Raw genomic sequence first — 18,664 nt, 5'->3', positions numbered from 1 at the left:
ACGACCGCATGACCTCCTCGATCAATTCCGTCGCCGTGATCGGCGCAGGCCAGATGGGTGTCGGTATCGCCCAGGCCGTGGCGCTGGGCGGCTATCGGGTCAGCCTGTACGACGTCGACGCCGACCGCCTGCCGGTGGCGATGGGGGTGATCGGCGCCAGCCTGGCCCGTCAGGTCGAGCGCGACGCGATCACCCAGGCCCAGGCCGACGCCGCCCTGGCCGCCGTGTCCGGCGTGTCCAGCCTGGCCGAGGCCGGCAAGGCCGATCTGGTGATCGAGGCGGCGGTCGAGGACGAGGCCATCAAGAAGGCCGTGTTCGCCGATCTGGTGCCGCATCTGGGCCCCGACACCCTGCTGGCCTCAAACACCTCCTCCATCTCGATCACCCGCCTCGCCTCATCGACGGACCGGCCCGACCGCTTCATCGGCCTGCATTTCATGAAGCCGGCCCCGGTGATGAAGCTGGTCGAAATCATTCGCGGCATCGCCACCTCGGCCGCCACCTATGACGCCGCGGTCGCCTTCGCCGAGAGCCTGGGCAAGACCACGACCAACGCCGAGGATTTCCCCGCCTTCATCGTCAACCGCATCCTGGTGCCGATGATCAACGAGGCGATCTACACCCTGTACGAAGGGGTCGGGAACGTCGCGTCCATCGACAAGGCGCTGAGGCTGGGGGCCAACCATCCCATGGGCCCGCTCGAGCTGGCCGACTTCATGGGGCTGGACGTCGTCCTGGCCATCATGAACGTGCTGTACGAAGGCCTGGCGGACTCGAAATACCGCCCCTGTCCGCTGCTGGTGAAATACGTCGAGGCCGGCTGGCTGGGTCGCAAGTCCGGCCGGGGCTTCTACGACTATTCCGGCGAGACGCCGGTTCCGACCCGCTGATGGCTCGTCCCGCCATCCGCTTCGACCGGATCGAGGACCTGCCGGGTCAGACACGGGTGACGTGGCGGCGGACAAGGCTGGCGATACCGCTCGCCGCCGTCGCCGGCATCGCCTGGCCGCCCCTGATCCTGACGCTGCTGATCTGGCCGCCGCAGAACTGGGTGCCTGGGGCGGACATCGACTGGCGTCTGGTGCTGCTGGCGCTCGGGGCGGTGGCCGTGCCCGCCGGGCTGATGATCATCCGGCGCGAGCGCGACCGTCGGGGCCGACCCGGGACGCGGCTTGGCATCGTCTGGCGGTTCATGCTCTACGGCGGCCTGCTGGCCGCGGGCCTCCAGATTCTGGTCGCCCTCGGTATGGTGGTAATCGGCCTGGTCGCCTCCAGCGACGTGGTTCAGGGCATGGGGGCCACGGAGACCACCCTGCTGATCTACGGGGTGGCGGGCCTGCCCGTTGCGATCCTGGTGGGCGTGTCCTATGCGCTGTGGGTCGGGCTGTGCGCCGCCTTCATCGCCTTCGTGCCGGCACCGGACAAGGTCAGGGATCGCCTGGGCCTGATGACCGACCAAGGCTGACGCCGACCGCGGAATTCGGTTTACGGTCGAGCTGGTTTATGTAAAGCCTGCTTGTCTTCATGCTTTTGGGGGAAAGCGCATGGCCATGCCCGCCGCCGAGGCCCAGCCTCTGCCCGCAACCGGGGGCCTGGCTCCCGTCGCGCCCAAGGACCGGATCTTCCAGCTCGACATGCTTCGGGGCTGGGCAATTCTCGGCATCCTGGCGGTCAACGCCATGGCCTTCGCCTGGCCGATCGCCGTGGAGACGGCGACGACCGACCCCTTCAATCACACCGGTGCCGATGCCTGGGGGGCCTGGGTCACCGAGGTCTTCTTCCAGGACAAGTTCCGCACCCTCTTCACCATGCTGTTCGGGGTGTCGATCTTCCTCGTCGGCGGGGAACGCTCCGACGAGGGCCGGGGCAAGCTTCTGCGCACCCGGCTGATCTGGCTGGGCGTCTTCGGGCTCATTCACGGTGCCGCCTTCTGGTACGGCGACTTCCTGCTCCACTATGCCTATTGCGGCGCGATCATGCTGCTCATGCGGTCGTGGAGCGCCGGGCGGCTTCTTTGGATCGGCGGCTCGATTTCGCTGCTGTGGGCGCTGGTCGCCACGGCCGGACCGTTGGCAATGGGCGCGCTCGGCCCCGAGTTCCAGGAACAGATGCAGGCCAACAGCCCGCAGGTCACGATGGAGACCATCAACGCCGCCGTCGCCGCCTACAAGACGAGCTTCGCGGCCCCCTGGATCGAGAACCTCAAGGCCTGGCTGATGCTGGCCATGCTGTCCCTGTTCCTGATCCCGGTGACGATCCCGCTCATGATGCTTGGCCTCGGTCTCTATAAGTCCGGCTTCTTCGTCGGGCGTTCGCCGACTGTTGTGTATCTGCTGGTGCTGGTTCTGGCCGGAGCCGTCCTGGCGACCGACGCCTGGGCCAGCCTGCCAGGCCGGGACGCGGCCGGCCTGCCCATCGCGGGTCTGGACGACGCGGCCGGCGGCATGGCCCCGCTGATCACCCTCGGATACGCGTCGATGCTGATCCTGCTGACCCGGTTCGGGGCGCGAATCGTGACGGGGGTGCTGGTCCCGGTCGGGCGGATGGCCTTCACCAACTACCTGACCCAGACCCTGATCATGGCCAGCCTGTTCTACCTGCCGTGGGGGCCGCAGTGGATGGGCGACTATCACCCCGCCGCCCTGTGGAGTGTCGTCGCGGCCGTCTGGGTCGCCCAGTTGATCTGGTCGCCCCTGTGGCTGTCGGTCTTCTCCAACGGCCCGCTGGAGTGGGTGTGGCGCTCGCTGACCTACGGGCGGCTGGTGCCGATACGGAAGTAGGGGCGGAGGCGAGGGGCGCCCGGGGTCAAGGCGGGCAGGGCGCGACCTTCCTCGCCCCTCGACCCTCGCCCCTCGCCCCTCTAAACAGCGCGCCATGACCGACGCCGCGCCTCCCGCCCGCCCCGAAGCCCGCAGCCCCAGAGGCTTCGCCGACCGTCGAGGAGCGGACGTCGCCGCCGAGCGCCGCATCGTGGCGCGGGTGTCCGAGGTCTATGAACGCTGGGGCTTCGAGCCGCTGGAGACCGGCGCGTTCGAATACGCCGATGCCCTGGGCAAATTCCTGCCCGACGCCGACCGTCCCAACGAGGGGGTCTTCGCCCTTCAGGACGACGACGAACAATGGATGGCGCTGCGCTACGATCTCACGGCCCCCCTGGCCCGGTTCGCGGCGCAGAACTGGGAAACCCTGCCCAAACCCTATCGCCGCTACGCCTTCGGCCCCGTGTGGCGCAACGAGAAGCCCGGTCCCGGCCGGTTCCGCGAGTTCGTCCAGTGCGACGCCGACACGGTCGGTTCCGACCGGCCCGAGGCCGACGCCGAGATCATCGCCATGGCCTGCGAGGGGCTCAGGGCGGCGGGCCTGTCGGACGGCCAGGCGGTGGTGCGGGTGTCGAACCGCAAGCTGTTCGACGGCCTGTTCGATGCGGGCGACGTGACCGACCCGGTCCAGCGGCTGACGGCGCTCAGGGCCATCGACAAATACGATCGCCTCGGCTGGGAAGGCGTCGCCGCACTGCTGGGCGAGGGGCGGCTGGACGAGAGCGGGGACTACACCAAGGGCGCGCGGTTGCCGGCTGCCGTCACCGCCACCATTCAAGCCTTCCTGGGCTCGGCGGGCGAGGGCAGCCGGTCCCAGACGCTCGACGCCATCGCCCGCATCGGCGGCCTCGGTGCCGCTGGCGAGGCGGCGCTGACCGAACTGTCCGGCATCGACCGGGCGCTGGCGTCCATGGGCGTCGATCAGGCCGCAGTGCGCTTCGACCCGACGATCGTCCGTGGACTGGAATACTACACGGGGGCCGTGTTTGAGGCCGAGCTTCTGCTCGACACGACCGACGACAAGGGCCGGGCTGTGCGGTTCGGCTCGATCGGTGGGGGCGGGCGCTACGACGATCTGGTGGCGCGCTTCACGGGCGAGGCGACCCCGGCGACAGGCTTTTCTTTCGGTGTGTCCCGGCTGGCGTCGGCGCTTCGTGCCGCCGGCCGAGCGGAGGCGGCGCGGCGGGGGCCGGTGGTCGTCATCGTCTTCGGCGAGGCGGACATGCAGGCCTATCTGGACGCGGTCGCCGAGCTCCGCCGGGCGGGGATCGCCGCCGAACTCTATCTCGGGCGGGCGGGGATGAAGGCCCAGATGAAATACGCCGACCGACGCGGGGCTCCCGCCGCCATCCTGCTGGGTGGCGACGAGATCGCGGCGGGCCAGGTCACGATCAAGGATCTGGATGCCGGCCGGGCCCTGGCCTCGGACCTGGTCGACAACGAGGCCTGGAAGGCCGCCCGTCCGGGGCAGCAGACCGTACCGCGCGGAGCTCTGGTTGGGACCATTCGCGGCATTATCGAAGCTTCGTCGATAACGGACGGCGCGCACGAATGAGTGATCGACGTTTAGTCATGAAACCGTCGGATTTCGCTTGGCCTTTGATTGACTTGGGACGTGCCTGACGGTCATCTGGCCTCACTCGAACGGCGCGGCGCTGTCAAGGCGCAGCCGCTGGACGAAGGCGTTTCGGGGAGGAAACGTCCGCTCCATAGAGAGCGAGAAAGCCCGCTGCGATGTATCCCCCGCAGCGGGCTTTTTCTCGTCTGCATGTTGGTTGCGCTACCGCTCGCGACGCGGTCGCTCGCTGCTTGAGCGCGGGTTGTTGCGCTATCGCTCGCTGCTCGAGCGCGGGCTTATGGCGCTACTGCTCTTCATACGGCACGGCGTCGCGCGGCTTCGGTGCCGTTCAGTCCGCGGATTTGCGGGGTTTTCGCGCAGCGCGGGGCTTGGCCGCGGCCTTGCGTTTGGCCGGGGGCTTTGGCGAAGGCTCCGGCAGGGCATCGCCGGGGTTCGTCAGCTTCAGGCGCGAAGTCTCCTTCCACGCCTGGGCGTCCTTCAGCCTCTGCCAGTCGACGCCCAGCCGGATCGCTCGGTCGATGTCCTCGCCCGGCTCGCCCACGGCGCGGCCTGAGATGCGGTCCTTCAGGTGCCGGCAGGCCGCCAGCAGCGCGGCCGCCGCGCGCAGTTCGGCGCCGGCCCCCTCATAGCGGCCGATGTCCTCCAGGGTGGCGAAGCGCCAGCCGGCCTCGGCGGGGCGCTCCAGCACCATGTCCCAGCGGCGCTCGATATCGACGTCCTGACCCAGGTAGTCCCAGCCGTCCGACCCCGGTCCCCGGCGATAGTGACCCGCCTGGGTCGGCAGGCCATGCTCGGCATAGACCTTCAGGGCCGTCGCCTCGACCTCGGCCATCGTCGGTGGACTGGCGGCGGCGCGGCGCCCAGCCTTTTCCCAGACGTCGGCGGCCCGGGCGATGGCCGTCCCGACCTCGGGGCCGCCGCGCCGTCCGGTCAGAAGGCCGCGCCAGCTCATGGCCGCTACTGGTTCAGGGTGTTGGTCACCGAGATGTCGTAGACGACCCGCGAGACCTGCTGGACGAACTCGAAGAACTTCCGCACCTCGGCCGCCGTGGCGCGCGGCGCATAGATGGTGTCCTCCGGCTGGATCACGAACGATCCGGCCGTGAAGAAGCCGGACGCCTCCTCCAGGTTCAGGCGATAGACCACCGGCACGCCGCGGAGGGTCGGCGGCTGGGTGACCCCCAGGGCCTGGGCCACCTCGGGCCTTTCGAAGCGGAAGACCAGGACCGAGCGGGCGTTGGCGAAGTTGTCGTTCAGCCCCCCGGCCCGACCCAAAGCGCCGGCGAGGGTCAGTTCGCCAGCCGGCATGTCGGCCTCGCTGACCGTGCCCAGAGCCCCAAAGCTGCGGAACCGCCGAGGCTTGTGGACCAGATTGATCTGGTCGCCCCTCTGCAGGTTGACGTTCTCACCGAAGTCGCTGGTCACGGCCGTCATTGGGGCGGAGTAGGTCTGGTCGCCACGCCGGATCTGAACGTCGATGTCCTGCACCGGCTGAGCCGCGCCGCCGGCCTCGGCGATCACGTCCAGGATCGTGCTCGCATTGACCGAAAGAGGCACCCGCCCCGGTTCGTTGACCTCGCCCAGGATGGTGACGGTGTTCGAGGCGTTCTCCTCGATGGTCACCGAGACCTGCGGATTGCCGACCCGCCCGGCCAGGGCGCGCCGGATCGCATTGCCCGCTTCGGTGGTCGTCAGCCCGGCCACGCGCACGGCGCCGCCGAACGGCACAGTGACGGTGCCGCCCCGGTCGACCGCGACACTGGGCAGGGCCTGGGTGCCGGAGCGGATCGCCTGGCTGCTGGAGCCGCCGCCGAACAGGGTGCCCGACGGTTCGAAAATGGAGATGGACAGCAGGTCGCCCTCGCCGATCACATCGACCCGCTCGCTGCTGGACGCAGCCGCCAGCGAGCCGAGATAGCGGCCCGGCACGGCCCGGATGCGCTCCGCGGCGGCGTAATCGAGCTCGACGATGGCATAGTCGGCACCATCCGCGTCCTCCACGGCCCCGCGATCGACCGCCCGACCCGAGGGTCCGTCGCGCGGCAGGGTCGAACATCCCGAGAGGAGGGCCGCGAGCGCGAGAGCGAGCAGTTTACGGGTCATGGCGTCCAGGCTTTGAATTCCCGGTCGTGATTACCGGCCTTTAGCCGCCGGGGCTAGAGCGTGTTCGGCGCACGCCGCTCAGGCCGCGCGCGCGGTCCGGGTCAGACCCACATGTTCGGCGACCTCCGCGAAATGCCGGTCCCAGGTCGGCGCCACATAGGGCGGGGCCTTGGGGGGATGGCGGGTAGCCTTCTCCAGCGCGTCCAGCCATCCGAGCCCGTCCAGGGGATCGATCAGCCGGGCATTGGGCACGAGTTCGCGGTGGGCCGGAATGTCCGAGGCGATCAGCGGCACGCCCAGAGCCGAAGCCTCCACCGCCGGCAGGTCGAAGCCCTCGACCGAGGAGGGCGCGACCAGGGCGCGGGCGCTGGCCATCAGGGTCGCGAGGGCCGAATCCGGCAGGTCGGAGGCCTGATGCACCAGACCGCGCAGCGCCGGCGATCGCTCCAGGTGATCCAGCACGGCCTCGTTCTCCCAGCCGTAGCGCCCCACCAGAACCAGCTGGGGCGCGGCCTCGGCCATCTTCTCCTGCAGCCGTCGCCAGATGGTCAGCAGGAAGGCCAGGTTCTTCCTCGCCTCGATCGTGCCGATGTGGACGAAATACGGCCGGGGCGTCGGGGCCGCCGGAGGAACCAGGAAGGTCGGTTCCAGCCCCAGATGCACCGCATCGATCGGCGGCGGCGTGATCCCCTCTCGCGCCGCGAAGGCCGACAGTTCGGACGCCGTGTAGTGCGAGTTCACCAGGATGCGCGACGCATGGCGCAGGGTCGTCATGACGCGGTCGCGATGCTTGATGTCATCGCCAGGCCGGCAGAACTCGGGGTGGGTGATCGGGATCAGGTCGTGCAGGAGAATGATCCGCTCGATTCCCCGCTCCGCCAGCTCGCGCAGGATGCCGGGATCGCCCAGGCCGGTGTGACCGACGTTGAAATACAGGCTGCTGTCGGGCAGGCCCTGGATCCACTGCGAGCGGAACATCTGTTTGAAGACCCGGGCGCGCCGGCCCGGCGTGCGGCCGGGGTGGGCCGGCGGTTCCCCGATGACAGATTCCGCTGCCTTGGCGCCACTGGCGAGGGCCGTCATCAGCCGCATCTCGTCGGGCGTCAGCGAGCGTTCGAAAAAGTCTCCGGTCCAGCGCGACCGCAGGGTCTGGACGCAGCGCCGGAACCACGGTTCATCGACCGCGATCAGCTGATCCTGACGCGACCGGACCGGCGTCACGGCGACGTCGGGCAGCGACAGCAGCCATTCGGCATAGGCCAGGCATACCCGGTCCACGCCGGTGGGCGCGGTGCGCTCCGCCCTGCTGAGCAGGCGGCTCGCATCGAACAGGACCGACCGGGTCAAGAGACCCCGACGCGCGAATAGACTTCGGCCAGGCGCGCGCGATAGGCCTCGACCGAGAACTTCGCCGCCTGGATCCGGCCGCGCCGCTCCAAGTCCTCGCGCAGCGCGTCGTCGGCGTCCAGCGCCTGCAGCCCGCGTGTCAGGGCCGGGACGTCGTAGGGGTCGACGCTGATCGCGGCGTCGCCCGCGACCTCGGGCAGGGACCCTCCGGTCGAGGTCAGGACCGCGGTGCCCAGCGCCATGGACTCGAGCACGGGCAGGCCGAACCCTTCGTAGAGCGAAGGGAACAGGGTCGCCTTCGCCCCCCGGATCAGGCTGATCAGCATGGAGAAGGGCAGGTATTCATAGCGCCGGATGCGCTCGGCGCTGGGGCCCTTGTCGGCGATGACCTGGTTCATCAGGGCCGTCTCGGGTTCGTCCAGCCAGGCCCGGCCGCCCACGACGACCAGAGGCGTCAGGCAGCCCGACGCCAGATAGGCCTCGACCACGCGACCCAGGTTCTTCTTGGGCTCGATCGCGCCAAAATGCAGGAAATAGTCCTTCCAGCCCAGGTCGAACACGCCCTGAAGCTCCCGCGTGACATCGGCCTCTGACCGGTTGGTCAGGGCGGCCGGCAGGTGGACGGCCTGATAGGTGTTGGTCACCCTGTCCTCGGACACGCCCAGCATCCGGATCACGTCCTGCCGCGTGGTCTCGGACACCACGGCGATGTGGTCGGCGCGCCGCGCGATGGCCCGGCACAGGGCGAAATAGGCCGGCTTGTCATCCAGGGTGGTGTGCGGCAGCCGCAGCGGGATCAGATCATGGATCGTATAGACGTTGGGCACGCCCCGCGCATGCAGCGGCAGGGTCGCGGTCCAGTGCATCAGGTCCGGCTTCCCGGCTCCCCCGTCGGTGTCGAAATCGACCGGCGTCTCCTTGCGATAGGCCGAGAACGAGCGGTTGGCCCGGTAGTACAGGTCGTGCGCGGCCCAGAACGACGCCGCGTCCGGCCGCCCGCCGGCCCTTGTCGGCCAGAAGACCTCACCGCTGGGCGTGACCGGCCAGGCGGGGACGCCGGCGCGGCTGGTCAGTGTCTGGACATAGCGCGCGATGCGCTTGTTCTTGCGGGGCCGTTCGGCGTCGACCAGGGCGGTCTCGTTAAGCAGAGGGCGTTTGGATCGCTTGCGCGGCGGGCCGTACAGGACCTGGGTCTCGAAACCCAGGGCGCGCACGGTCGTCAACAGGTTCCGGCCATAGGTGGCGATGCCGGTGCCGCGCGTCATGGCGATGTTGTAGCCGTCGATGCACAGGGTCGGTCGGCGCGGCGCGGTCGTCGTCAACGGCGCGGCTCGCCCAGTTTCCACGACATCCGGCGACCTATCCAACTTCAGCCTTCGACGCGGTTGTTCCGAGCGTCCGGCGACGCACTGGGGCGGCCGGTCGGTTGGCGGCGTAGACCCTTGCCCCATGGGGGTCAACCGCGTGGACCCCGTCCGTCAGGAGACGTATCCGGCCTGCATCAGTTCGGCGACATGCACGATGGCGACAGGGCGCTGATCAGCGACCACGAACAGGTTCGAGATCTTGTTCGCCGTCAAGAGGTCGACGACGTCGCTCATGCGCTGGTCGGGGCCGACGGTGATCGGCTGGCGGCTCATGATGTCGGAGGCCGTGATGCGCGACACGTCGCTGGAGAATGCCCGGCGCACGTCGCCGTCCGTGATCATCCCGGCCAGGCTGCCGTCGTCGTCCAGCACCGCGACCGCGCCCTTGCGCCCGGCGGTGATGGCGGCCACCACCTCGGCGAAGGCCGCGTCGGTCGGCACGGTCGGGGGCGGGGCATGGTTGTCGCCCATCCATTCGCGCACGCTCTGCAGGCTCATGCCCAGGGAGCCGCCCGGATGGTGCATGCCGAAATCGGTGGCCGAGAAGCCGCGTCGGTCCATCAGCACCATGGCCAGGGCGTCGCCCAGCGCAAGGGTCATCAGGGTCGAAGTGGTGGGCGCCAGACCGTTCGGGCAGGCCTCGGCGACGCTGGGCATCACCAGGGGCACCGCCGACATCCGCGCCAGGAAGGACGACCCGCGCTGGGTCATGCCGATCACCGGAATGCCGTTCCTCTGGCAGAACAGCAGCGGGTCGCGCAGTTCGCGGCTCTCGCCCGAGTTGGAAATCGCCAGCAGGGTCGTGTCGTGGCGCAGCATGCCGAGGTCGCCGTGGCTCATCTCGGCCGGATGCACGAAGAAGGCGTTGGTGCCGGTGGACGCCAGGGTGGCCGCGATCTTGTTGCCGATGTGCCCAGACTTGCCGATCCCGGTCACCACGACATAGCCGGGCCGAGACAGGATCACATCCACCGCGCGCGCCAGGGAGCCGTCGATGGTTCGCTCCAGCGCCTCCAGGGCCTCGATGTTCAGCCGGATGACCGAGCGGGCGTGTTCGGTCATGGCCCCGACGGCTTCGGGGGATGCGGGCGAGGAGGGCGGGGCGTCGTGGGGCATGGTGACGGGTCTTTCGCGGGCAGTGCGGCGGTGTAGACCCTCCTTGGCGGGTTCCACAATCCAGGCGGCTGTTACCGAAGTTCAGCCTCCCAAGGTCAACCTTTGCCGCAGAAGGGCGTTAAGAGGTCGGGCGTCGATCACCAAGCGACAACATCAGCATCGAGAGACCATGCCGCCATCCGCCGGGACCCTGACACGCACCCTGCCGCCGCCGCCCGTCGCGTTCGACGGTCCTCTGGCCCTGTTCCTCGACATGGACGGGGTGCTGGCCGCCCTGGCGCCCACGCCCGAGGCGGTGGTCGCCGAGCCTCGCCGCACGGCCGTTCTCGAGGCGCTCGACCGGACGCTCGGCGGACGCATGGCCATCATCAGTGGCCGAACGATCGCTGAGATCGATCGCATCGCCGGGGGCGCGGCGCGATCGGCGTCAGGTGTGCACGGGCTGGAGCGCCGTCGCCGTGACGGCAGCCTGGACCGCGCGGAGGCCAGTCCCCGCGTGGCGGACGCCGTGGCCGCGTTTCGCGACTTCGCCGCCGCCCATTCCGGCGTGATCGTCGAGGACAAGGGTGTGTCAGCCGGTCTCCACTATCGTCAGGCCCCCGAAGCGGGGACCCAGGCTCGCGCCTTGGCCGAAGGTCTCGCGACCGACACGGGGCTGGTGCTGCAACCCGGCCATATGGTGCTGGAACTCAAGACACCCGGCGCTGACAAGGGGCGGGCCCTGTCCGCCTTCATGGCTGAAACCCCTTTCGCCGGGGCCCTGCCGGTCATGGCGGGCGATGACCTGACCGACGAGGCAGGCTTTAGCGCCGCCGAGGCGCTGGGCGGGTTCGGCGTTCTGGTCGGGCCCGGGCGAGAGACCGCGGCCCGCTACGGCCTGCCCGACGTGCCAGCGGTGCTGGACTGGCTGGAAGCCGTGGTGGAGGCCCGGGCATGACCGGCGCGACGCCCGCCCGGCCGGGCCTCGACCTCGCCCCCATCGGCAACTGCGCCATCTCGGCCCTGATCGACCGGGCGGGGCGCTACGTCTGGGCCTGCGCGCCTCGCGTGGACGGTGATCCGGTCTTCTCCGCGCTGATGGACGGAGACGCGCCCGATCACGGCTTCTGGTCGATCGAACTGGATGGGTTGGCCTCCACCTCTCAGTCCTATGTCCGCAACACGCCGGTGCTGCGCACCGTTCTGACGGACGACGAGGGGGCCTCGCTCGAGATTCTCGATTTCGCGCCGCGCCACAAGAAGCACTCCCGCACCTATCGGCCCCTGGCCTTCGCGCGGATCGTGAGGCCGCTTCAGGGCTCGCCACGGATCCGTATGCGGCTGCGTCCTTCCGCCGACTGGGGCGCGCGCAAGGCAGACTGCACCTCGGGCTCCAACCACATCCGCTATCAGTGCACGGACATCACCCTGCGGCTGACGACCGATTGTCCAGTCTCGCATGTGCTCGAAGAGCGCGTCTTCCGGCTGGAGCGGCCGCTGGCCTTCTTCCTGGGGCCCGACGAAGGTTACGACCAGGAGGTCGGAGCCGGTGTTTCGGCCACCCTGGACCGCACCGTGGCCTATTGGACCGACTGGATCCGCACGCTCTACATCCCCCTGGATTATCAGGAGGCGGTGATCCGGGCGGCGATCACCCTGAAGCTGTGCGTCTACGAAGAGACCGGAGCCATCGTCGCGGCCCTGACCACCTCGGTGCCCGAGTTTCCGGAGAGCGGCCGCAACTGGGATTATCGCTACTGCTGGATCCGCGACGCCTACTACACCGTCCGGGCCCTGAACCGTCTGGGCTCGGTCGATATCCTGGAGAACTACCTCGGCTATCTCCGGAACCTGGTCGATGCCTCGGCGGGCGGCCATGTCCAGCCGGTCTATGGCGTCGGGCTGGAGGAGGATATCGACGAGCGCATCGTGACCTCGGTCGAGGGCTATCGCGGCATGAAGCCGGTGCGCGTCGGCAATCAGGCGCGCGAGCACCTGCAGCACGACGTCTACGGACAGATCGTCCTGCCCCTGGTCCAGAGCTTCTACGATCAGCGCCTGCTGCGCCCGGGCTCGCTCGATGATTTTCACCACCTGGAGAAGGTCGGCGATCGCGCCTTCGCCTTGCACGACCAGGTCGACGCGGGCCTGTGGGAGTTCCGGACGATCGCGCGTGTGCATACCTATTCGTCGGTCATGTGCTGGGCCGCCTGCGACCGTCTGGCCAAGGCCGCCGACCACCTCGGCCTGCCGGAGCGGGGCCGGGTGTGGGCCGAGCGCGCGACGACAATCCGGACTCGGATCGAGGCGGAAGCCTTCCTGCCCGACGAGGGCCGCTTCGCCGCCAGCTATGGCGGGCGCGAGCTGGATGCCTCGCTGCTGCAACTGGTCGACCTGGGCTTCCTCGACCCGATGGACCCGCGCCAGGTCGCGACCTTCGACGCCATTGAACGGGATCTGAAGAAGGGGTCCTATCTGTTCCGTTATGTCGAGCCGGATGACTTCGGCGAGCCCGAGACCGCCTTCAACTTCTGCACCTTCTGGTTCATCGAGGCCCTGCACCAGAACGGCCGTGACGAGGAAGCCCGAGAGATCTTTGAGCAGATGCTCAGTCGTCGGACCCACGCGGGCCTGCTCAGCGAGGATATCCGCGTCGAGGACAACGAACTGTGGGGCAACTATCCCCAGACCTATTCTCTGGTCGGCATCATCAACTGCGCCGTCCTGCTCAGCCGGTCGTGGACCGATGTCCGGTAGGGCCTCGAGACGCGATCACGAGATTGCGATGCAGCCGACCGCCAGCTTGGCCGTTAGGGGCGCGTCATGACCCGCCTGATCGTCGTCTCCAACCGCGTTTCCGCCCCTGTCGACCCCGCCGCTGGCTCCGCCGGAGGCCTCGCCATGGCCCTGTCGGCCGCCCTGCGAAAATACGAAGGCCTGTGGTTCGGCTGGTCCGGCGAGACGATCGAGCATTTCACCGGCGAGCTGAAGACCGAGGACCGCGCCGGGGTCGAGGTGGCGCTGGTCGATCTCGAGGCGCAGGACGTCGAGGAATATTACAACGGCTATGCCAACAAGACCTTGTGGCCGCTGTTCCATCATCGGGTGGACCTGACGGCCTATGAGCGGTCCTATGGTGAAGGGTATGAGCGGGTGAACCGGCGCTTCGCCGAAACCCTGGCCCCCCTGATCCAGCCCGATGACATCATCTGGGTCCACGACTATCATCTGATCCCCCTGGCGCGGGACCTCCGGCGTCTGGGGATCACCAACCGGATCGGCTTTTTCCTGCACACGCCCTGGCCGGCGCGGCAGCTGCTGGTCACCCTGCCGCATCACCGACGGCTGGTCGAAAGCCTGTTCGCCTATGATCTGATCGGCTTCCAGACCCAGGAGTGGCTGGACCTGTTCCGCGACTACGTCATCTCAGAGGCGCGGGGCGAACTGGCGGGCTATGGCGGGCTCGAGGCCTTCGGTCGTGAAGTGCGGATCGGGACCTTCCCGATCGGCATCGACGTCGAGGGCTTCATGGAGGCGCGGGACTCGCGGGAAGGCGTTCGGACCTACGACCGCATGGCGGCCTCGGCGGCTTTCCGCTCGATGATCGTCGGGGTCGATCGGCTGGACTACTCCAAGGGGCTCGAGGAGCGGATGCTCGGCTATGAGCAGTTCCTGCAGGACCACGCCGAAATCCGCGGCGACGTCTTTCTGGTCCAGGTCACCCCCATCAGTCGCGACGAGGTCGATACCTATCAGGACATTCGCGCCCGCCTGGACTCGCTCGCCGGACGCATCAACGGCGAGTTCGCCGACATGGACTGGCAACCGATCCGCTATCTGAACCGCAGCTATCGCCGGGACCAGCTGGCGGGCATCTATCGCGCGGCGAAAGTCTGTCTGGTCACCCCGCTGCGGGACGGGATGAACCTGGTGGCCAAGGAATACGTCTGCGCCCAGAACCCCGACGATCCGGGCGTGCTGATCCTGTCGCGCTTCGCGGGGGCGGCCGAACAGATGGGCGAGGCCCTGCTGGTCAATCCGTTCAGCCGCGAGGAGGTCGCCGACGCCATCCACCGCGCCCTGACGATGCCACTGGATGAGCGCATCCGGAAATGGCAGGCGCTGATGAAGGTCGTTCAGGACACGGACGTGGGCCTGTGGCGCGACGCCTATGTCGGAGCCCTGAAGGCGATCCAGCTTTCGGGCGGCGACGACGACGCTGTACCCGCCCGGGCGGCCTGATCAGGCCGCCTGTTCCAGACCGGTCGCGTTGTCCCGCGCCGCCGCCCTGCCGCTGGAGGGCCGCGCCGCCAGCCGATCGAGGTAGCGGTCGAACAAGGGACTGTCGGGCAGCATCGGCCGGACCCAGGTCAGGGTCGAACCGACCATCACATCGGCGACCGTGAACCGGTCGCCCATCAGGAACGGCCCGCTCCACAGCGCATCCATCAACCGATCCATCGCCGCCTCGTACCGGGCGACGGCGAAGGCGTCGCTCGCTCCCCCCATCCGGGTGAACAGGGCCGGCTCCAGTTCGCCCGCCGCCCAGGTCAACCAGGTCAGAAGGGCGCCCCGATCCGGCGATCCGACGGGTGCGCCGACGCCCGCTTTGGGGTGCAGGTCCGTCAGATACAGTGCCACCGCCGCCGATTCCGTGATCAGGGCGCCGTCATGGATAAGGGCAGGCACCTTGCCGTCGGGGTGCGGGTTCCGGGGATCGCCCTCTCCGACCCTCTGGCCATTGCGATGCGCGATCTCGCAATAGACGACCTCGACGTCGGCCCCAAGTTCCTCGATCAGCCAGAGGATGCGGGATGAACGGGTTTGGGGAGCATGGAACAGCGTGAGCATGACGGGATCTCCATCTTCGCGAGGTCCGGAAGTGGCGTTCCGGTGTCGATGGATTGACTACCGCCACCCTGCTGCCAGCATGCTGTCAGCAGCGTCGCCGTAAGGTCGGTTCGTCGGCTCGACGGGCCTCAGCGAGGAGAATCGCGCTCAAGCAGCGAGGGACCGCGTCCCAAGCGCTAGCGCCACCAAAAGATGCGCAAAGCCGACCGCCTGTTCCAGATCGTCCAGCTGCTTCGCCGCAGCTCTCGACCGGTCACGGCCGAAGCCATGGCGGCCGAGCTGGAGACATCGAAACGCAGCGTCTATCGCGACATCGCCGCCCTGATGGGCCAGCGCGTGCCGATCCGGGGCGAGGCGGGCGTCGGCTATGTGCTCGACACCGGCTTCGACATGCCGCCCCTGATGCTGACGTCGGACGAGATCGAGGCGGCGGTGCTGGGGGCCCAATGGGTGGCGGGCCGGGGAGATCCGGCGCTCGCCCGCGCCGCCCGCGACCTGATCGCCAAGATCGCCGCGACCGTGCCCGAGCGGCTCCGACCCATGGTGCTGGAGCCCGCCGTCTCTACGCCGAGCTGGAACGTGCTGCCGGAAGCCATCGACATGGCCGCCGTCCGCCACGCCATCCACGGCGCTCGCAAGGTCGCGCTGCACTATCGCGACGAGAAGGAGGCCGAGAGCCGCCGCACCGTGTGGCCCTTCCAGATCGCCTATCGCGACACGACGCGCATCGTCCTGGCCTGGTGCGAGATGCGGGACGACTTCCGCATGTTCCGCACCGACCGCGTCCTGGATGCGACGGTGCTGGAGGACCGCTACCCCGCCCGCCCGGCGCCGCTCAGGGCGAGATGGCGCGCGGAAATGACCGCCCGCTACGGCGATGCGCACTGACTGAAGATCAGAAGATCTCGAACAGCCCCGCGGCCCCGCCCTGAAACGCTTCGCGTTTCGGTTCGAATTCCAGCGTGGTCGCGGCTTTCGGGCTGTTCTCAGTAGATCTCGAACAGCCCGGCCGCGCCCATGCCGCCGCCGACGCACATGGTGACGACGCCATACTTGGCCCCGCGCCGCTTGCCCTCGATCAGGACGTGTCCGGTCATGCGCGCTCCCGACATGCCGTAGGGGTGGCCGATCGAGATCGCGCCGCCCGAGACGTTCAGCCGGTCCATCGGAATGCCCAGGGTGTCGGCGCAATACAGGACCTGGACCGCGAAGGCCTCGTTCAGCTCCCAGATGCCGATGTCGTCGACCGTCAGGCCGTGGCGCTTGAGCAGTTTGGGCACCGCATAGACCGGGCCGATCCCCATTTCGTCCGGTTCGCAGCCCGCCACCGCTATGCCGCGATAGGCGCCCAGCGGCTGAAGGTTGCGCTTCACCGCCTCGCCCGCCTCCATGACGACCGAGGCCGAGGCCCCGTCCGAAAGCTGGGACGCATTGCCCGCCGTGATGAATTCGCCCTGCTGGATCTCCTCGCCCCCGCCGAACACGGTCTTCAGCGACTTCAGGCCCTCCAGGGTCGTGTCGGCGCGATTGCCCTCGTCCTTCGACAGGGTCACCTCCTTCGACGAGGTCTGGCCTGTCGCCTTGTCCGCGACCAGCATGGTGGTCGTCATCGGCACGATCTCGGCGTCCAGCCGCCCTTCGGCCTGGGCGGCGGCGGTGCGCTGCTGGGACTGAAGCGCATATTCGTCCTGGCGGTCGCGGCTGATGCCATAGCGGCGCGACACCACCTCGGCCGTCTCCAGCATCGACATATAGATGTGGGGCGACAGCGTCAGCAGCGCCTCATCCTTCATCCGGTACAGGTTCATGTGCTGGTTCTGGACGAGCGAGATCGACTCCAGCCCGCCACCGACCGCCATCTTCTGCTGATCGAACACCACCTGTTTCGCCGCCGTGGCGATGCCCATCAGGCCCGAGGCGCACTGCCGGTCGATGGTCATGCCGGGGACAGAGGAGGGCAGGCCGGCCGCGAGCGCGATCTGGCGCGCCACATTGGTGCCGGTCCCGCCCTGCTGCAGAGCCGCCCCAAGGACCACGTCCTCGATCTCGGCCGGATCGACGCCGGCACGGGCCACGGCGTGCTTGACCGCGTGCGCTCCCAGCTGCTGCGGCGCGGTGTCGTTGAACGCCCCGCGATAGGCGCGCCCGATCGGGGTCCGGGCCGTCGATACGATCACCGCTTCACGCATGGCATTCTCCCTTGGGGGCTACCGCTCGCGACGCGGTCGCTCGCTGCTTGAGCCCATCGTTGCCTCTACGCTAAGCGCCTGCCGCTGCGTCAAGGCAAGGCCCTTGCGCCTCAAGCAGCGAGGCTCCGCGAGCCGAGCGTAGGCGCGGTGGCGTCAGCCGCCCAAGGCACCCTGCGCCTTGGTCAGCTCGATCATGCCCTGGGCCGCGCCCATCTCCGGCACGATCTCGCCGGCGCGGTCGCTGATTTCGGCGAAACGGGCCGCGATCTGTTCCGGCGCGTCGTCGCCGACGACCCGGATGCCCTGGGTCAGGGTCACATAGGCCCGCTCGAATCCACCCGCGCCGGCCCCCAGGATGCAGCGGGTCGGCGCGTCCTGGCTGACCAGATACAACAGGCCCGGCGTGACCAGTTCGGGTCCCAGGGCCTCCAGCGGCAAGGCCGCGCCCAGGTCCTCGGTCATGCGGGTGTGGGCCGTGGGGGCCAGGCAGTTGACGCGGATGTCGTTCTTGGCCCCCTCGATCGACAGGGTCTGCATGAAGCCGACCAGCGCCATCTTCGCCGCGCCGTAGTTCGCCTGGCCGAAGTTGCCATAAAGGCCGGACGACGAGGTGGTCATCACGATCCGGCCATAGTTTCGCTCCCGCATGCCGTCCCACACCGCCTTGGTGCAGTTGACCGCCCCCATCAGGTGAACGTCGACGACGAAGCGGAAATCCTCGATCTCCATCTTGGCGAAGGTCTTGTCCCTCAGGACGCCGGCATTGTTGACCAGAATGTCGACCGAGCCCCATCGCGCGGTGGCGTCTGCGACCATCGCCTTGACGGCCTCGACGTCGGTGACCGAGGCCCCGTTCGCCATGGCTTCTCCCCCCGCCGTCTCGATCTCGGCCACCACGGCCTCGGCCGGCGACTGGGACCGACCTGATCCGTCGCGGGCCACGCCCAGGTCGTTGACGACGACTTTCGCGCCCCGGGCGGCCAGAGCCAGGGCATGGGACCGACCAAGGCCTCCTCCGGCACCCGTCACGATCGCCACCTTGCCGTCGAATCGAATCGTCATTGTTGAAACGCCTCCATGCGTCCTTGCCTGATATCAGCCCCGGCCCGATCGCCAAGAGGAGGATATGTGTTGAAACGGCGCCACAGTCGCCCTATTCCCGACGCGGATCGGGAACCGGGGACCCACTCTGCCGTTCGGCCCGGTGAGCGTCGCGTGTAAGCGTGGCCTTTGGGCAATCAACTCGACATGAGGACTGACATGAAGCTGAAACTTCTCGCCAGCGTCGCGGCCATCGGCGTTCTCGCCGCTGGC

At 68.6% G+C, this 18,664-nt stretch carries 16 protein-coding genes; 8 read left to right on the top strand and 8 right to left on the bottom strand.

Annotated elements, in window-relative coordinates; all coding sequences use genetic code 11:
* Positions 1 to 8: 8 nt before the first annotated feature.
* The 4 genes from ABN401_RS07055 (at position 9) to hisS (ending at position 4,374) form a co-directional block, all read left to right on the top strand.
* Positions 9 to 890 carry a 3-hydroxybutyryl-CoA dehydrogenase gene (locus ABN401_RS07055; RefSeq protein ID WP_349684131.1) on the top strand — a complete coding sequence of 294 codons (882 nt, stop codon included), beginning with the start codon at positions 9 to 11 and terminating at the stop codon, positions 888 to 890.
* Positions 890 to 1,465 carry a phthalate transporter gene (locus tag ABN401_RS07050; RefSeq protein WP_349684130.1) on the top strand — a complete coding sequence of 192 codons (576 nt, stop codon included), beginning with the start codon at positions 890 to 892 and terminating at the stop codon, positions 1,463 to 1,465. Before ABN401_RS07055 ends, ABN401_RS07050 begins: the two co-directional genes overlap by 1 nt.
* Before the next feature lie 79 nt (positions 1,466 to 1,544).
* The gene (locus ABN401_RS07045) at positions 1,545 to 2,780 is read left to right on the top strand and encodes a DUF418 domain-containing protein (protein WP_349684129.1); all 1,236 of its coding nucleotides are present in this window, start codon (positions 1,545 to 1,547) and stop codon (positions 2,778 to 2,780) included.
* Between the two features lie 94 nt (positions 2,781 to 2,874).
* Entirely contained in the window at positions 2,875 to 4,374 is a 1,500-nt protein-coding gene (hisS, locus tag ABN401_RS07040) for a histidine--tRNA ligase (protein ID WP_349684128.1), read from the top strand.
* 352 nt (positions 4,375 to 4,726) lie between these two features.
* Here hisS and ABN401_RS07035 read toward each other — a convergent pair whose 3' ends face one another.
* The 5 genes from ABN401_RS07035 to ABN401_RS07015 all read right to left on the bottom strand — a co-directional run bounded on the left by ABN401_RS07035 (position 4,727) and on the right by ABN401_RS07015 (position 10,331).
* A complete protein-coding gene (locus tag ABN401_RS07035; RefSeq protein WP_349684127.1) occupies positions 4,727 to 5,350 on the bottom strand; it encodes a hypothetical protein in 624 nt (207 codons plus the stop codon).
* Between the two features lie 5 nt (positions 5,351 to 5,355).
* Positions 5,356 to 6,501, bottom strand: a complete 1,146-nt coding sequence (locus tag ABN401_RS07030) for a polysaccharide biosynthesis/export family protein (RefSeq protein ID WP_349684126.1) — start codon at positions 6,499 to 6,501, stop codon at positions 5,356 to 5,358.
* Between the two features lie 78 nt (positions 6,502 to 6,579).
* Entirely contained in the window at positions 6,580 to 7,848 is a 1,269-nt protein-coding gene (locus ABN401_RS07025) for a glycosyltransferase family 4 protein (protein WP_349684125.1), read from the bottom strand.
* Positions 7,845 to 9,170 (bottom strand): glycosyltransferase family 4 protein, encoded by a 1,326-nt coding sequence (locus tag ABN401_RS07020; protein ID WP_349684124.1) that lies wholly within the window; start codon positions 9,168 to 9,170, stop codon positions 7,845 to 7,847. Before ABN401_RS07020 ends, ABN401_RS07025 begins: the two co-directional genes overlap by 4 nt.
* 156 nt (positions 9,171 to 9,326) lie before the next feature.
* Positions 9,327 to 10,331 (bottom strand): KpsF/GutQ family sugar-phosphate isomerase, encoded by a 1,005-nt coding sequence (locus tag ABN401_RS07015; RefSeq protein ID WP_349684123.1) that lies wholly within the window; start codon positions 10,329 to 10,331, stop codon positions 9,327 to 9,329.
* Between the two features lie 169 nt (positions 10,332 to 10,500).
* On the opposite strand from ABN401_RS07015, the gene otsB reads away from it, so the two are divergent.
* The 3 genes from otsB (at position 10,501) to ABN401_RS07000 (ending at position 14,552) form a co-directional block, all read left to right on the top strand.
* Positions 10,501 to 11,268, top strand: coding sequence for a trehalose-phosphatase (gene otsB / locus ABN401_RS07010; RefSeq protein WP_349684122.1), 768 nt, complete (start codon positions 10,501 to 10,503; stop codon positions 11,266 to 11,268).
* Positions 11,265 to 13,067, top strand: a complete 1,803-nt coding sequence (locus ABN401_RS07005) for a glycoside hydrolase family 15 protein (protein WP_349684121.1) — start codon at positions 11,265 to 11,267, stop codon at positions 13,065 to 13,067. Before otsB ends, ABN401_RS07005 begins: the two co-directional genes overlap by 4 nt.
* Before the next feature lie 66 nt (positions 13,068 to 13,133).
* Positions 13,134 to 14,552: an alpha,alpha-trehalose-phosphate synthase (UDP-forming) gene (locus tag ABN401_RS07000; RefSeq protein WP_349684120.1), complete on the top strand. Its 1,419-nt coding sequence runs from the start codon at positions 13,134 to 13,136 to the stop codon at positions 14,550 to 14,552.
* Here the strand turns inward: ABN401_RS07000 and ABN401_RS06995 are convergent, their stop codons facing one another.
* Positions 14,553 to 15,161, bottom strand: a complete 609-nt coding sequence (locus ABN401_RS06995; RefSeq protein WP_349684119.1) for a glutathione S-transferase family protein — start codon at positions 15,159 to 15,161, stop codon at positions 14,553 to 14,555.
* Between the two features lie 192 nt (positions 15,162 to 15,353).
* Here ABN401_RS06995 and ABN401_RS06990 point away from each other — a divergent pair, with 192 nt between their 5' ends.
* Positions 15,354 to 16,049 carry a helix-turn-helix transcriptional regulator gene (locus ABN401_RS06990; RefSeq protein ID WP_349684118.1) on the top strand — a complete coding sequence of 232 codons (696 nt, stop codon included), beginning with the start codon at positions 15,354 to 15,356 and terminating at the stop codon, positions 16,047 to 16,049.
* A 98-nt stretch (positions 16,050 to 16,147) separates the two neighbouring features.
* On the opposite strand, the gene ABN401_RS06985 is transcribed toward ABN401_RS06990, so the two are convergent.
* Together ABN401_RS06985 and ABN401_RS06980 are read right to left on the bottom strand one after the other, a co-directional pair.
* A complete protein-coding gene (locus ABN401_RS06985) occupies positions 16,148 to 17,350 on the bottom strand; it encodes an acetyl-CoA C-acyltransferase (RefSeq protein ID WP_349684117.1) in 1,203 nt (400 codons plus the stop codon).
* Positions 17,351 to 17,503: 153 nt separating this feature from the next.
* Positions 17,504 to 18,412, bottom strand: a complete 909-nt coding sequence (locus ABN401_RS06980; protein WP_349684116.1) for an SDR family NAD(P)-dependent oxidoreductase — start codon at positions 18,410 to 18,412, stop codon at positions 17,504 to 17,506.
* Between the last annotated feature and the right edge of the window lie 252 nt (positions 18,413 to 18,664).

It is taken from the genome of Brevundimonas aurifodinae, from assembly GCF_040195595.1.
GTDB lineage: Bacteria > Pseudomonadota > Alphaproteobacteria > Caulobacterales > Caulobacteraceae > Brevundimonas > Brevundimonas aurifodinae.
This window is presented reverse-complemented; position numbering and strand designations above follow the sequence as displayed.

Coding starts and splice junctions, on each gene's coding strand:
- ABN401_RS06980 (WP_349684116.1), bottom strand. CDS start 18,412: ATGACGATTCGATTCGACGGCAAGGTGGCGATCGTGACGGGTGCCGGA.
- ABN401_RS07050 (WP_349684130.1), top strand. CDS start 890: ATGGCTCGTCCCGCCATCCGCTTCGACCGGATCGAGGACCTGCCGGGT.
- ABN401_RS07015 (WP_349684123.1), bottom strand. CDS start 10,331: ATGCCCCACGACGCCCCGCCCTCCTCGCCCGCATCCCCCGAAGCCGTC.
- hisS (WP_349684128.1), top strand. CDS start 2,875: ATGACCGACGCCGCGCCTCCCGCCCGCCCCGAAGCCCGCAGCCCCAGA.
- ABN401_RS06990 (WP_349684118.1), top strand. CDS start 15,354: ATGCGCAAAGCCGACCGCCTGTTCCAGATCGTCCAGCTGCTTCGCCGC.
- ABN401_RS07030 (WP_349684126.1), bottom strand. CDS start 6,501: ATGACCCGTAAACTGCTCGCTCTCGCGCTCGCGGCCCTCCTCTCGGGA.
- ABN401_RS06995 (WP_349684119.1), bottom strand. CDS start 15,161: ATGCTCACGCTGTTCCATGCTCCCCAAACCCGTTCATCCCGCATCCTC.
- ABN401_RS07005 (WP_349684121.1), top strand. CDS start 11,265: ATGACCGGCGCGACGCCCGCCCGGCCGGGCCTCGACCTCGCCCCCATC.
- ABN401_RS07055 (WP_349684131.1), top strand. CDS start 9: ATGACCTCCTCGATCAATTCCGTCGCCGTGATCGGCGCAGGCCAGATG.
- ABN401_RS06985 (WP_349684117.1), bottom strand. CDS start 17,350: ATGCGTGAAGCGGTGATCGTATCGACGGCCCGGACCCCGATCGGGCGC.
- otsB (WP_349684122.1), top strand. CDS start 10,501: ATGCCGCCATCCGCCGGGACCCTGACACGCACCCTGCCGCCGCCGCCC.
- ABN401_RS07045 (WP_349684129.1), top strand. CDS start 1,545: ATGGCCATGCCCGCCGCCGAGGCCCAGCCTCTGCCCGCAACCGGGGGC.
- ABN401_RS07035 (WP_349684127.1), bottom strand. CDS start 5,350: ATGAGCTGGCGCGGCCTTCTGACCGGACGGCGCGGCGGCCCCGAGGTC.
- ABN401_RS07000 (WP_349684120.1), top strand. CDS start 13,134: ATGACCCGCCTGATCGTCGTCTCCAACCGCGTTTCCGCCCCTGTCGAC.